Annotated in this window: 10 protein-coding genes; 4 read left to right on the top strand and 6 right to left on the bottom strand. The window is 67.3% G+C overall.

From position 1 onward, the window contains the following. Positions 1–59: 59 nt before the first annotated feature. Complete coding sequence (locus EQZ23_RS01050; protein ID WP_128452637.1) at positions 60–725, bottom strand: Crp/Fnr family transcriptional regulator; 666 nt, start codon at positions 723–725, stop codon at positions 60–62. A 105-nt stretch (positions 726–830) separates the two neighbouring features. Between EQZ23_RS01050 and EQZ23_RS01045 the strand changes: the two genes are divergently transcribed. Then, positions 831–1,610, top strand: coding sequence for a class II aldolase/adducin family protein (locus tag EQZ23_RS01045; RefSeq protein ID WP_128452636.1), 780 nt, complete (start codon positions 831–833; stop codon positions 1,608–1,610). Between the two features lie 133 nt (positions 1,611–1,743). After that, positions 1,744–2,328: a glutathione S-transferase N-terminal domain-containing protein gene (locus EQZ23_RS01040; RefSeq protein ID WP_128452635.1), complete on the top strand. Its 585-nt coding sequence runs from the start codon at positions 1,744–1,746 to the stop codon at positions 2,326–2,328. A gap of 151 nt (positions 2,329–2,479) precedes the next feature. On the opposite strand, the gene EQZ23_RS01035 is transcribed toward EQZ23_RS01040, so the two are convergent. After that, complete coding sequence (locus EQZ23_RS01035; RefSeq protein WP_128452634.1) at positions 2,480–4,147, bottom strand: MFS transporter; 1,668 nt, start codon at positions 4,145–4,147, stop codon at positions 2,480–2,482. Between the two features lie 48 nt (positions 4,148–4,195). Further along, the gene (locus EQZ23_RS01030; RefSeq protein WP_128452633.1) at positions 4,196–5,638 is read right to left on the bottom strand and encodes a DcaP family trimeric outer membrane transporter; all 1,443 of its coding nucleotides are present in this window, start codon (positions 5,636–5,638) and stop codon (positions 4,196–4,198) included. A 145-nt stretch (positions 5,639–5,783) separates the two neighbouring features. Here EQZ23_RS01030 and acs point away from each other — a divergent pair, with 145 nt between their 5' ends. After that, the gene (acs, locus tag EQZ23_RS01025) at positions 5,784–7,739 is read left to right on the top strand and encodes an acetate--CoA ligase (protein WP_128452632.1); all 1,956 of its coding nucleotides are present in this window, start codon (positions 5,784–5,786) and stop codon (positions 7,737–7,739) included. Then, positions 7,736–8,359, top strand: coding sequence for a response regulator transcription factor (locus EQZ23_RS01020; protein WP_128452631.1), 624 nt, complete (start codon positions 7,736–7,738; stop codon positions 8,357–8,359). The genes acs and EQZ23_RS01020 overlap by 4 nt, the downstream gene beginning before the upstream one ends. Positions 8,360–8,424: 65 nt before the next feature. Here the strand turns inward: EQZ23_RS01020 and EQZ23_RS01015 are convergent, their stop codons facing one another. Genes EQZ23_RS01015 through EQZ23_RS01005 form a run of 3 tightly spaced genes read right to left on the bottom strand, consistent with a single transcriptional unit; the run spans position 8,425 to position 13,548 of the window. Beyond that, positions 8,425–11,811, bottom strand: a complete 3,387-nt coding sequence (locus tag EQZ23_RS01015) for a PAS-domain containing protein (protein ID WP_240663100.1) — start codon at positions 11,809–11,811, stop codon at positions 8,425–8,427. A 37-nt stretch (positions 11,812–11,848) separates the two neighbouring features. Next, positions 11,849–12,409 carry a nicotinamide riboside transporter PnuC gene (gene pnuC / locus EQZ23_RS01010; protein WP_128452630.1) on the bottom strand — a complete coding sequence of 187 codons (561 nt, stop codon included), beginning with the start codon at positions 12,407–12,409 and terminating at the stop codon, positions 11,849–11,851. Then, positions 12,406–13,548, bottom strand: a complete 1,143-nt coding sequence (locus EQZ23_RS01005) for an aminoglycoside phosphotransferase family protein (RefSeq protein WP_128452629.1) — start codon at positions 13,546–13,548, stop codon at positions 12,406–12,408. The genes pnuC and EQZ23_RS01005 overlap by 4 nt, the downstream gene beginning before the upstream one ends. Position 13,549 lies beyond the last annotated feature (1 nt).

Below are 13,549 nucleotides of genomic sequence, written 5' to 3'. Positions count from 1 at the left end.
CCTTCCCCGCGTCGTGACGAACGACGCGGGGGACTTGCGAGCACTAGTATCGCGACCGACTATTCCGTCGCGATGCCGTGCAAGCCCGCCATATCGAGTATCCGTATTTTCGCATAAGCGACCGCCACGACACCCTCGCGCTCGAAGGTTTTCAGATGGCGGTTGAGGGTCTGGCGGGCGATGCCGACGATTGCGGCAAGTTCGTCCTGGCGAATGGTGACGGTGCCATCGCCGGCAACGGACGCGCGGAGCAGCGCCAAGGCCAGCCGAACCCGGATACTCTGGCCGATGCTGTTGGCGATGAACCGCAACGCGGTGCGCTGATGCGCACAGACCAGCAGCCCGAGATCGCGGTACAATTCCGGTTGTAGCGCAGCTGCATGGACGAAGGCGGTCATCGGCACGTGGAGCAGGCTTGTCGTTCCGAACGTCGTCGCCTCATGAGGACGCGGCAGCCCGTCGAACGTCGACAACTCGCCGAACCAGGTCCCCGGCCGTACGATCAGCGCCAGCAACTCGACGCCGTTCACGGAAACGCCCTTCAACCGGACCTGTCCCTTCAGCACCGCCCATAGCCCGTTCGGCGGATCGCCCAATCCGTAGATCCGCGCACCGGCCGCAAACCGCTCGATGCGGGCCTCGCGCAACAGCGCGTCGCGACGCTCTGCCGCCATGGTCGCGAACCACGGATCGTTCGCAAGCAGGTCGATGTCCAGATCGCGCATCCGCTCATTTTTACGCGGTTCGGCGAGATTGTCACCATCGCGACATTCTTATCGCAGCGACTGCCGTATCGTCGGCTCAACGATATGAACGATAGGAGACGGATGATGGCTACGGCACTGAAGGCGACGGCGACGATACGGGAGCAGGTATCCGCCGAGGAATGGGCGCTGCGGGTCGATCTGGCGGCCGCCTACCGGCTGGTCGCGCTCTATGGCTGGGACGACCTGATCTTCACGCATCTGTCGGCGCGCGTGCCGGGTCCCGATCATCATTTCCTGATCAATCCGTACACGCACATGTTCGAGGAGATCACCGCATCCTCGCTGGTCAAGATCGACGTCGACGGCAACAAGGTCATGGACACCCCGGCACCGGTCAATCGCGCGGGCTTCGTGATCCATTCCGCGATCCATGGCGGGCGCGACGATGCGGTCGCCGTACTGCATCTTCATACGCCCCATGGCCAGGCGGTATCGGCGATGTCGGAGGGGCTGCTCCCGCATACCCAGACCGCGATGATCGCCGGGCACGACGTCGCCTATCACGACTTCGAGGGCATCGCGACCGAACTGGAGGAGCGCGAGCGGCTGGTGGCCGATCTCGGGACGAAGAACGCGATGATCCTGCGCAACCACGGCACGCTGACCGTGGGTGAATCCGTTCCGCAGGCCTTTCTCCGCATGTATTTCCTGGAGCGCGCGTGCGAGGCACAGGTCCTGATGCTGAGTGCCGGCCGGGAGAACCTGAACACGCCGAACCAGGGCGTCGCCGAAAAGGTCGAAGGCCAGTCGGGCGGCCCCGGTATGCGCATGCTGGCCGATGGCCTCGCCTGGCCGGCGCTGCTGCGCAAGCTCGACCGCGTCAATCCGGGCTATCGGGACTGACCAGATCGCCGCCGCCTCCCATCGGGCGGCGGCGGCGATCCTTGACCGGCGCGGCACTGGACCCGCGCCGTGCTTGCCATGCAGCCGGTCGCCCGTCCTGCGCGTTCAGGCAGGGCAACACGGAGAGACATCGATGAAACTCTATTATTCGCCTGGTGCCTGCAGTCTGGCCGACCACATCGCCTTGCACGAGGCCGGGCTGTCGTTCGACCACGAGAAGGTCGATCTGAAGACCAAGCGGACCGAAAGCGGCGCCGATTACGCGGCGATCAATCCGAAGGGCTATGTCCCTGCCCTCACGCTCGACACGGGTGAGACGCTCAGCGAGAACATCGCGATCCTCGACTGGATCGCCCATCAGGATACGGCGCTGAAGCCGACCGGATCGATGGGGCATACGCATTTGCTCGAGGCTCTCGCGTTCATCTCCACCGAGATCCACAAGAGCTTCAAGCCGTTCTTTGCCGGGGGCAGCGACGAGGAAAAGGCGAAGGCCGGCGCGGTCATCGTCAAGCGGATGACCTATCTCGCCGACACGATGGAAGGCGACTATCTGTTCGGCGCTGCGGTGAGTGCGGCGGACTGCTATCTGTTCGTGATGCTGTTGTGGGCGGCGAAGAACCAGCTGGATGCGCCGCCGCCGCTCGTCGCCTTCCGCGAGCGCATGATGGCGCGCCCTGCCGTGCAAGAAGCGATGCGCCACGAGGGCCTCGTCTAGACCGGCGCGACGCGTGGTGCGGGGCTGCGGGCGTGGAGGAAGCGCTCTGCCTGCCCCGTACATCCCCACAGGAAGGCGGGCTGGAACGCAGGACGGCGTCGATCCGAATGTTCGGATCGACGCCGCCGTCAGCGCAAGCGTTTCGGTACGATCAGCTATGCAGCGACCGGCGGAACGTCTCCGGCAGGAACACGAGGCCTACCAAGGCCGTCACCGCGCAGGCGACGATCGGGTACCAGAGCCCGTAATAGATATCCCCGGTGGCCGCGACCATTGCGAACGCCGCGGTCGGCAGGAATCCGCCGAACCAGCCATTGCCGATATGATAGGGCAGCGACATCGACGTGTAGCGGATCTTGGTCGGGAACAGCTCGACCAAAAGCGCGGCGATCGGGCCGTAGACCATCGTCACGTACAGCACGAGGATGACGAGGATCGCGACGACCAGCGGCTTGTTGATCTGCGCCGGGTCCGCCTTTTCAGGGTAGCCGACCGCGGTAAGGGCGGTCTTAACTTCGGTACCGAACGTCTTGATCGCGGCAGCACGATCGGGACCGGTGACGACTGCCGGGTTGACGACCGGGACCGTCGTGCCGCCGATATGGATCTGCGCGACCGCTCCTGCGGGGGCGACGACGTTGGTGTACGAGATGCCCGCCTTAGCGAGATACGACTTGGCGATGTCGCATGAGCTGCTGTCGAACTTGTTCTTGCCGACCGGATCAAACTGGACCGAGCATTCCTCGGGATTGGCGACGACGCTCACCGGCGAACTGGCCTGTGCCGCATACAGCGCGGGGTTGGCGGCCTTCGACAGCGCATGGAACAGCGGCATGTAGGTGAAGGCGGCAAGCGCGCAGCCGGTCAGGATGATCCACTTGCGACCGATCCTGTCCGACAGCCAGCCGAAGAAGATGAACGCGGGCGTCGCGATCAGCAGCGCGATCGCGATCAGGATGTTGGTGGTCGGCCCGTCGACGCGCAGGTTCTTCTCGAGGAAGAACAACGCGTAGAACTGGCTGGTGTAGAACACGACGCCCTGCCCGACGACCGCACCGAACAGCGCGATCAGGACGATCTTCAAATTGCTCCACTGGCCGAACGCCTCGGTCAGCGGCGCCTTCGAGGTCTTGCCCTCGTCCTTCATCTTCTGGAACACCGGGCTCTCTTCGAGCTGCATGCGGATCCAGAGCGACACCGCCAGCAGCGCGATCGAGACGATGAACGGGATGCGCCAACCCCAGGCGGCGAACGCCTCCTCGCCGACGACCGTGCGGACACCGATGACCATCAGCAACGCCGCGAACAGGCCGAGCGAGGCGGTGGTCTGAATGAAGCTGGTGAACAGCCCGCGCTTGTTGTCGGGCGCATGCTCGGCGACATAGGTCGCGGCACCGCCATATTCGCCGCCGAGCGCGAGGCCTTGCAACAAGCGCAGCACGACCAGCGCGATCGGTGCGGCGACGCCGACCGACGCGTAGCTCGGGAGCAAGCCGACGAGGAACGTCGACAGCCCCATGATCGCCATGGTGACGAGGAAGGTGTTCTTGCGCCCGACGACATCGCCGATCCGCCCGAACACGAGCGCGCCGAACGGCCGCACCGCAAACCCGGCCGCGAACGCCGCCAGCGCGAAGATGAACCCGGTCGTCTCGTTGACGCCCGAGAAGAACTGCGCGGTGATGATCGTCGCGAGCAGGCCGTAGAGGTAGAAGTCATACCATTCGAACACCGCACCCAGCGAGGATGCGATGATGATCAACGGCTGGCTCTGCTTCACGTGACCAAGGGGCGATGCGTCCCCTGTTGTCGTTGCCATGGCGGTATCCTCTTGGGTGGAGCGGTGGGAGTGTGGAGGGTCGGGCAATCAGAACCCGTATTTGAAGGCGAATTCCAAGCGATCGAGCGCACCGGTGTCACCCGAGACCAGTTCGCGGACGGCGTGGCGATATTCCACGCCGATGTCGAAGCCCTTGCCCGGCGACCAGAACAGGTTTCCCGCGCCGCCATAGGACTTGGCATTGGCCAGTCCCGTGACGATCACGCCGGCCGGATAATCGGCCGATTGGTAGCTGCCCATGACGGTCGAGTGGATCGAATCGGTCCAGCCGATCCGCAGCGCCGCGAAGGCCGCGAAATTGTCGATCCGCTCGAGCCGGGTCGCGGTGCCGCCGTAGATCGCGTCGGGGACATATCCCAATCCCAGATACCGGCCGATGCCTTGCCCGTAGGTCGCCATGAAGCGCAGGTCGTGACGCTTGCCGATCGGGATCTTGCCGGACCCGGAAACGCCCCACCCGAAGGCGGTATCGCCGCGGCCCAGCGTATCGGTGCGCAGTTCGCGCGCGAGACCGGCCAGCGCGAAATCGCCCAGCGTCGACTTCCAGTTCAGCCGTGCCACCACGTCGGGCAGGCGGTCGTCATCCGTGTCGACCAGCGCCGCGTTGGCCGGCAGGGCGGTTTCCGTTTCGGGGTTCTCGACCGCGACCTGCAACGTCAGCCCGGTTCGCAACGGGATGGAATAGCGGATCAGCGCCTGGCGGTTGAACACCGTGCCGTCGAGCGGTCCGACGAAATCGGTCGTCTCGGGCAGCACCGCGATGTTCTGGAAGGTCGACCATTCCTGCCCGACCAACAGGTTGCCATATTCGATGAAGCCACGGCGGAAGGTGGGCGTGTAGGGATTGGTCGCGCGCTGCGCGCCGACCGGCGCCGTCGCGAGCGCGAAATCGAACTCCACCAGCGTCTTTATGTCGGTGCCGTTCATCGGCGTCGCCGTGCTGAACAGCAGGCGGGTCTGGCGCGCGGAGAGCAGCAGGTCCTGGCTGGAGAACCCGCCGCCGACCGGGATCTGCTGCGGCAGGAAGAATTCCTTGCCCAGCCCCCCGACCGCGACCTCGCCACCGCTGTAGCGGCTGGCGATGGCGTTGAGCCGCACGAAGCCGCCCAGCTTGACCGTGGTGTTCCCGACGCGGAAACCGTCGGTGGGTGCGGACTTCGTCGCGACGGGCCTGGCCTGGGCCACATTGGTCGCGCCGGACGATTGGCCTGGCGACTCGGAAGACGCGGTCATCGAAGACGCGGTCATGGGATTGGCGTTCATGGACGTTGGGGCGATCGGCGCCGAAGCCGTCGCGCGCGCCGCGGTCAACTCGCCGCGCAGATCCTGCACCGCCGCTTCGAGCGCCTTCAACCGCGTCTCGAGCTCGATCTCACGTGCCGTCTGCGCCTGCGCTATGCCCGGTACCAGCGCAGTTCCCGCCAGCAACGCCGGCAGTGCCAGCCGCGTCTTGAACGCCTTTCGTGTCATACCCGTCTCCGCGCCCTTCCACTGGTCTTGCGCGTGGAATAAGCCTCGTGATCATGGCGCATCACGAACGCCCGGCCATCCCTGACTTTGGTGCGGGATGAACTGGCCGGGGCGACCGGGTACAGCGCGGCAAAAGGAGAGCCAGATGACCGAGGCCAGCTATCCCGTCCCCGCAGCATGGGCAGAGGACGCGCTGATCGACGCCGCCGCCTATGACCGGATGTATGCCGAGGCCGCGAGCGATCCCGACGCGTTCTGGGCCAAGGAAGCCAGGCGCCTCGACTGGATCGTGCCGCCGACCAAGATCAAGGATACCTCGTTCGACGAGAGCGATTTCCACATCCGCTGGTTCGAGGACGGTCAGCTCAACGTCGCCGCCAACTGCGTCGATCGCCATGCCGACGCCGGCCCCGATGCGACCGCGATCCTGTGGGAAGGCGACAACCCCGACGAGTCGCGCAAGATCAGCTATGCCGAACTGCGCGACGAGGTGTCGAAGCTCGCCAACTGCCTCAAGGCGCGCGGCGTAAAGAAGGGCGACCGAGTCACCATTTACCTGCCGATGATCCCCGAGGCGGCGTTCGCGATGCTCGCCTGCGCGCGGATCGGCGCGATCCATTCGGTGGTCTTCGGCGGCTTCTCGCCCGAGAGCCTGTGCAACCGCATCCACGACTGCGACAGCCGCATCGTCATCACCGCCGACGAAGGGCTGCGCGGTGGCAAGACCGTGCCGTTGAAGGCCAATGTCGACGCCGCGCTCGACCACGGCGATCTCGGCGTCGAGGCGGTCATCGTCGTCCGGCGCACCGGTGGAAAGGTCACGATGACCGAAGGCCGCGACTGCTGGTATCACGAGTGCGTCGCCGACCAGTCGACCGACTGCGCCCCCGAACCGATGAACGCCGAAGACCCGCTGTTCATCCTCTACACCAGCGGCTCGACCGGCCAGCCCAAGGGCGTGCTTCACACCAGCGGCGGCTATCTAGTCTGGGCGTCGATGACGCACGAATACGTCTTCAACTACCGCCCCGGCGAAATCTTCTGGTGCGCAGCCGACGTCGGCTGGGTCACCGGCCACACCTATTCGCTCTACGGCGCGCTCGCGAACGGCGCGACGACGGTGATGTTCGAGGGCGTGCCCAACTATCCCGACCACAGCCGCTTCTGGCAGATCGTCGACAAATACCAGGTCAACATCCTCTACACCGCGCCGACCGCGCTGCGCTCGCTGATGCGCGAGGGCGACGACTGGGTGACGCGCACCAGCCGCAAGTCGCTCCGCCTGCTCGGCTCGGTCGGCGAACCGATCAATCCGGAGGCGTGGAACTGGTATCACAACGTCGTCGGCGACGGCCGCTGCCCGATCGTCGACACCTGGTGGCAGACCGAGACGGGCGGTCACATGATCAGCCCGCTGCCCGGCGCGACCGCGCTCAAACCCGGCAGCGCGACCAAGCCTCTGTTCGGCGTGATGCCCGAGCTGGTCGATGCGGACGGCAAGGTCCTTGATGGCGCGGTCGAGGGTAACCTCGTCATCGCCGACAGCTGGCCGGGTCAGATGCGGACCGTGTGGAACGATCACGATCGCTTCTTCCAGACCTATTTCTCGACCTATCCGGGCAAGTATTTCACCGGCGACGGCTGCCGCCGCGACGAAGACGGCTATTACTGGATCACCGGCCGCGTCGACGACGTCATCAACGTCAGCGGTCACCGCATGGGTACCGCCGAGGTCGAGAGCGCACTGGTAGCTCACTCGAAGGTCGCCGAGGCCGCGGTCGTCGGCATGCCGCACGACGTGAAGGGCCAGGGCATCTATGCGTACGTGACGCTCAACGCGAACGCCGAGCCAAGCGACGCTCTGCGCAAGGAACTCGTCCAGTGGGTCCGCCGCGAGATCGGGCCGATCGCGACGCCCGACATCCTCCAGTTCGCGCCGGCGCTGCCCAAGACGCGCTCGGGCAAGATCATGCGCCGCATTTTGCGGAAGATCGCCGAGAACCAGCTCGACCAGCTCGGCGACACCTCGACGCTCGCCGATCCGGCGGTGGTCGACGCCTTGATCGCGGGCCGCGAGGAGGCCATCCCCGTTCCGGCATGACGCGCACGATCCTCATCGCGGACGACCACCCGCTGTTCCGCCAGGCGTTGAAGCTGGCGGTCAGCCGTGCTGCGCCCGATGCGGTGGTGATCGAGGCGGGGCAGCTCTGCGAGGCGGCCGATGCGGTACGCAGTACGGTGCATCTCGACCTGATCCTGCTCGATTTGCGGATGCCGGGGTCGGAAGGGTTCGCGGGTGTCGCGCTGCTGCATGCAGAGCGGCCCGACACGCCGATCGTCGTGGTATCGTCGGCGGACGAAGCCGAGGCGGCACCGCGTGCGCGTGCTTATGGTGCGATCGGCTTCGTCTCGAAGACCGCCGATCTTGCCGCGCTGGAAAACGCCGTCGCGCGAGCGCTGGCCGGCGAACGCGATGCGCCGAGCGAGGGCGCCCCCGTCGACGCCATGGCGGCGCGCGTGGCCAGCCTGACGCCGACCGAATTGAAGGTGCTGCTCGGCGTGCTCGCCGGTCGCCTGAACAAGCAGGTCGCGTTCGACCTCGGTATCTCGGAGGGCACGGTGAAGGGTCACATGACGGCGATCCTGCGCAAACTTGGCGTGCAGAACCGCACGCAGGCGGTCCTCGCGGCGAGAGCGATGGACATCCATTTCGCAGACTGACGGCCACCAACTGCGCCCCCATCAGCGCACACAATCCTCCCCCGCAAGGGGGAGGAAACAAGGGCTCACCTCCCCCGCGCCGCTGCGGCCGAAGCCTCCTCGATAAACCGCCACAGATCCGCCGGCACGACCGGCTTGGTCAGCACCACCAGCCCGGCACACCGCGGATCATCCGCGACCGCGCGATCCGCCGTCACCAACGCGATCGCCGGGGCGGGCTCCATCGCCTGCAACCGCGAGACCACATCCAGCCCGTCCTCCGCCTCGTCGAGATGATAGTCGACCAGCGCGACATCCGGCTCCTCGTCCGCCGCGAGTTGCAGCGCCTCGGCGATCGTCGCCGCCAGCAACGGCACGCACCGCCGCGCGCGCAACGCCGCATCGAGCGCTACTAGAATCGTCGCGTCGTTGTCGAGGCACAACACCCGCAACCCCGGCACCAACGCGCCCGTCGCCGAAGGCGTCGGCAACGGTACGTCGAGCCCGGCCGGCGCAATCGGCACGCGCACCGCAAACGTCGTCCCCCGCCCCGGCGCCGACCGCAACTCGACCGGCGCCTCGAGCAACCGCGCCGTCCGCCGTACGATCGCCAGCCCCAGACCGACGCCGCAGCCCGCACTCCCCTTGCTTTCGAGCCGCTCGAACTCCTCGAAGATCCGCTCGCGATCGGCATCGGCGATCCCCGGCCCGGCATCGCGCACCTCGATCGACACATCGTCGCCCCTCCGCCGCGCGCCGATCCAGATCCGCCCGTCCGACGAATAGCGCACCGCGTTCGACAGGAAATTCTGCAGGATCGACCGCAACAACGAGCGATCGGTCGCGACACTGAACGCGCTTGGATGCGACGCGAGCACTAGCCCGCGTTCCGCCGCCAACGGCCGGAACTGCACCACCAATTCCTCGATCAACGCCCCCAACGCGAACCGCTCGACCTTCGGCACCACGCCCCCCGCATCGAGCCGCGACACGTCGAGCAGGGCACGCAGCAACGTGTCCGCCGAGCCGATCGCGCCATCGATCGCGCGCACCAGCTCGGCCTGGTGCGGCGCCCTATCGTCATCGAGGCCCTCGTCGAGCGCCGCGCAAAACAGCCGCGCCGCATGCAGGGGCTGCAACAAATCGTGGCTCGCCGCCGCGAGAAACCGCGTCTTGTCGCGGGTCGCGGTCTCGGCCACCGCGCGCGCCTCGCCCAGCATCGCGTTCGATTGCGCCAGATCCTGCGTTCGCGCCGTCACCCGCGCCTCGAGATCGGCCTGCGCCTCCTTCTCCGCGGTGATGTCGGTGAAGCTCTGGACATAGCCGCCGCCCGGCATCGGCCGCCCGACCATCTTGATCCAGCGCCCCGATGGCCGCTGGCGCTCGAAACTATGCGGCGTGCCGCGCGCAAGATGCCCCATCCGCCGCGCGACATGCGCCTCGATATCGCCCGGGCCCTTACCCTCGCGCTCCGCATTGTAGCGGATCAGGTCGGCGATCGAGCGGCCGACCACGACATAGCCCTCGGGATAGTCGAACATCTCGACATAGCGCGGATTCCACGCGACCAGCCGCAGGTCCGCGTCGATCACGCTGACGCCCGGATCGATCGTCTCTAGCGTCGCGGACAGGAGATTGCGCGAGAACCGCAGCGAGCGGCCGCGCTGGTCGAGCAGGCGGACCACGTCGCTGACGTCGATCGCCGAGCCGGCGATGCTCGACGCGACGATCTTCCGCGCCGAGGGTGCGCCGATCACGCCGGCGATCAACCGCTCGGCGGTGCGCGCGGCGGGGCCGTCGATCGGTGCGCGCAAGTCCGGCGACGCCACGCCGATCGCCTCCGCCTCGCCGTCGCCGACGAACCGCGCGACGAGCATCCGCAATTCTCCGAGCGTGGTGACATGATCGAGCGCAGCATTCCCGCGATGCCGTTCGCGCAGGTGCAGGCCCGCCATCAGCGCGACGTTGACGCCCAGGCTCCACACCGTGCCGTTGACCAGTGGCGAGCCGATCCGCCAGCCGAGCAACGCATCCGGATCGAGCCAGCCCAGCGTGAACTTCGCCATTGCGGGCCCGACGCCCTCGCCGATCGAGGGTAGCAACAGGCAGTAGATCCAGACGATCACGCCGCCGATCAGCCCGGCCCGGGCCGCGCTGTGGTTGGCGAAGTTCCAGCCGACCGTCGCGATAAGCGCCGGCGCGAACTGCGCGACGCCGGCGAACGCGATCAGCCCGATCGACGCCAGCGGCAGGTCTGCGCCGAGACTCCGGCCATAGATCAGCGCGACCGCGACGATCGCGGCGATGATGACCCGCCGCACGCGCAGCATCCGCCGGCCCAGCTCGCCCTCGCCCGCCTCGCCGTGGCGCCGCAGCAACAGGGGAGCGAGCAGGTCGTTGGTCGCCATCGTCGACAGCGCGATCGTCTCGACCACCACCATCGCGGTCGCGGCCGAGAACCCGCCGATGAACGCGATCAGCGCGACCAGATGCTCGCCCTGCTGCAACGGCACCGCCAGCACGTACAGATCGGGTTCGGCATCGCCCGGCAACAGCGTCATCCCGGCGAGCGCCAGCGGCAGCACGAGCAGCGAGATCGCCACCATATAGGCGATGAACGGCCAGCGCGCGCGCGCCACCGCGTCGGGGCCGCGCGCCTCGATTACGCCGACATAGAATTGGCGTGGCAGGCACAGGATCGCGAGCGCCGACAACAAAGTCCGCACCCAGAAATCGGAGGTCAGCGCGCCCCAGGTGAAGCCGGACTCAAGCTGGGCGAGTGGCGCCGCCAGCGCCTCCGCGGGCACGTCGGCGAGCAGCATCACCGTGAACACACCCAGCGCGACGAAGCATAGCAGCTTGATGAACGACTCCGCTGCGATCGCCGCGACCACGCCGGGATTGCGCCCCGCCACCTCATACCGCCGCGCGCCGAACAGGATCGCGAACACAGCCAGCAGCAGGGCGACGAACGTGCCGACCTCCGCCGAACTGCCCACCCCGGCGATCGCGCCGAAGCTCAGCGTGACCGACCGCAGCTGGAGCGCGATATACGGCACCGATGCGAGCAACGCCGTCCCCGCGACGATCGCGGCGGTGCCCCGGCTGCGACCATAGCGCGCGGAGATGAAATCGGAGATCGAACTCGACCCCTCCTCGCGCGCCAGCTGCACCAGCCGCGCGAGAAACTTCGGCGCCAGCAGGAACACCAGCGCAGGCCCGAGATAGATAGCGAGGTAATCCCAGCCGCGCGTCGCCGCGGTGCCGACCCCGCCGAAGAACGTCCAGCTGCTGCAATACACCGCCAGCGACAGCGGATACGCGATCCGCCCGAGCCGCTGCGACAGCCCGCGCCGGTCCACCACCCACGCGATTCCGAACAGCAGGATACCATAGCCGAGGATGGCGAGGATGACACTGGGCCCGACGATGGTGGCGCTCCGTTCTGGCTGTCCGAGGACACGTCCTAGCACAGGATCGGCGGAGCGCTCGCGTCCACCGATACGGTCGTCAGACTATCGCCTCGGCCTTGCGCCACTGACGGTAGCCGATCACCGCAAGCGCGATCATCGCCGCGTAGAGGCCCGCGGTCAGCGTCAGGCCTTTGACGAGGAACATCCCGACATAGAGGATGTCGACGGCGATCCAGAGCAGCCAATTCGCCGTGTGGCGGCGTGCGGTCCAATATTGCGCGACGAGGCTGAAGCTGCTGAGCCCGGCGTCCATCCAGGGCAATGCGGCGTCGGTGTAGCGGCTCATGAACCATCCGATCGCGACCGCGCCGGCCGCGCCCGCGGCGAGACTCGCGATCGCGTGCGCGGGGCGGAGCGGCACCACGACGACGTCGCCGGTGGCGTCCTTGCCGCGGGTCCAGGCGACCCAGCCGTAAAGGATCGCAATTCCGAACAGCGCTTGCAGGACCATGTCGGCATAGAGCCGGACGTCGAGGAACAGCTTGAAATAGAGCGCGCAGGCGAGGAGGTTGACCGGCCAGCACAGCATGCGCCGCGTCGCGGTCAGCCAGATGCCCGTGACGCTGACCGCGACCGCGACGATTTCGAACGCGGTCATTGCTGGGGTGCTCCCGTTTCGAGCGCACGGAGGAAATCCCGGCCCGACGCGGAGCGGAACCACGCGGCGTGACCGACTACATACCCGTCCCAGGCCAGCACAGCGGAGGCCGGATCCTCGACGACCGCGGTGAAATAGTCGATCTCCGACAGCGCGAACTCGAGGTGGACCAGCGGCAACACGCGCACGATCGCGGCTAGGGCCGCGCGGCCGAGCGGTGCGACGGTGGCGTAGCCCGCGAGGAGGGCCAGTGCCGCCTCCGGATCGCCGATATCGTCCGTCCCCTGCCCCAGGTCGAGCCAGCGAACAGCCGTCCGCTCGATCGCGGTGGCGATGTCGTGCACGGCACAGGTGCGGTCGGCGAGTCCGAAGTCGAACGCGGTTCGGACACTGCCGTCACTTGCCCAGAGCAGGTTGGAGGGGTGCCAGTCGTTGTGCGTCCACAGCGGCGCTTGTCCGGCAAGCAAAGCGGCCACCCCCTGCCCCAAGGCATCGAACAGGCTCGCGAGCTCGCGTCGCCAAGGCCTGGATTCGAGGAACGCGGCCAGCGCGGGACGGGCCGCGACATAGGCTTCGGCTGCGGCGATCGGATCGGCGGCGGGGAGGATCGTGAAGCTGGCAACCAGTGGCTGCGGTCGGCGCGCCGGCGCGGTGAAACTGCGCGCCGCCGCATGCAAATTCGCGAGCGCCACGCCGGCGGCATGGGCATGCGCGTGCGAAGCGAACGGCGTCCACGACAGGCTGTCGCGGTACAGGTCCGCACCCGGCGCCGCGCGGTGCAGTTCGTACGACCACGCGCCGCTCGCCACCGCCGTCGCGCCCGCCGCGGTCGCCATCACCTCGGGCACCGACATGTCGGCGCCGGCTAGGTGCGCGATGAACGCGTGTTCCTCTGCCAGCCCTGCGATCGAGCGGACGCTGTGGTGGTGGCGCTTCACCAGGAACGCGCCCTGCGTCGTATGCGCCAGCGTCGCGGCGGAGAAGGGTCGCGGGGAATGCCAGTGCAGCCCGGTCAGCCGTCCCGCCGCCGGAAAACAGGCGATCGCCGCATCTGCCTCGTCGGCGGTGATCGCGGGCCAGGTCGGCGCCTCCATCGCCGTGCCCATGCCGTGGACCAGGTGTGCAGGCTGCGTCGCCATC

It is taken from the genome of Sphingomonas sp. UV9, assembly GCF_004101245.1.
Lineage (GTDB): Bacteria > Pseudomonadota > Alphaproteobacteria > Sphingomonadales > Sphingomonadaceae > Sphingomonas.
Note: the sequence above shows the minus strand (reverse complement) of the source record. Positions and strands in the feature narration are given on the sequence as shown.

What these genes read in the sequence shown, in the direction of transcription:
- EQZ23_RS01050 (WP_128452637.1), bottom strand. Translation starts at nt 725, where the DNA reads ATGCGCGATCTGGACATCGACCTGCTTGCGAACGATCCGTGGTTCGCG.
- EQZ23_RS01045 (WP_128452636.1), top strand. Translation starts at nt 831, where the DNA reads ATGGCTACGGCACTGAAGGCGACGGCGACGATACGGGAGCAGGTATCC.
- EQZ23_RS01040 (WP_128452635.1), top strand. Translation starts at nt 1,744, where the DNA reads ATGAAACTCTATTATTCGCCTGGTGCCTGCAGTCTGGCCGACCACATC.
- EQZ23_RS01035 (WP_128452634.1), bottom strand. Translation starts at nt 4,147, where the DNA reads ATGGCAACGACAACAGGGGACGCATCGCCCCTTGGTCACGTGAAGCAG.
- EQZ23_RS01030 (WP_128452633.1), bottom strand. Translation starts at nt 5,638, where the DNA reads ATGACACGAAAGGCGTTCAAGACGCGGCTGGCACTGCCGGCGTTGCTG.
- acs (WP_128452632.1), top strand. Translation starts at nt 5,784, where the DNA reads ATGACCGAGGCCAGCTATCCCGTCCCCGCAGCATGGGCAGAGGACGCG.
- EQZ23_RS01020 (WP_128452631.1), top strand. Translation starts at nt 7,736, where the DNA reads ATGACGCGCACGATCCTCATCGCGGACGACCACCCGCTGTTCCGCCAG.
- pnuC (WP_128452630.1), bottom strand. Translation starts at nt 12,409, where the DNA reads ATGACCGCGTTCGAAATCGTCGCGGTCGCGGTCAGCGTCACGGGCATC.
- EQZ23_RS01005 (WP_128452629.1), bottom strand. Translation starts at nt 13,548, where the DNA reads ATGGCGACGCAGCCTGCACACCTGGTCCACGGCATGGGCACGGCGATG.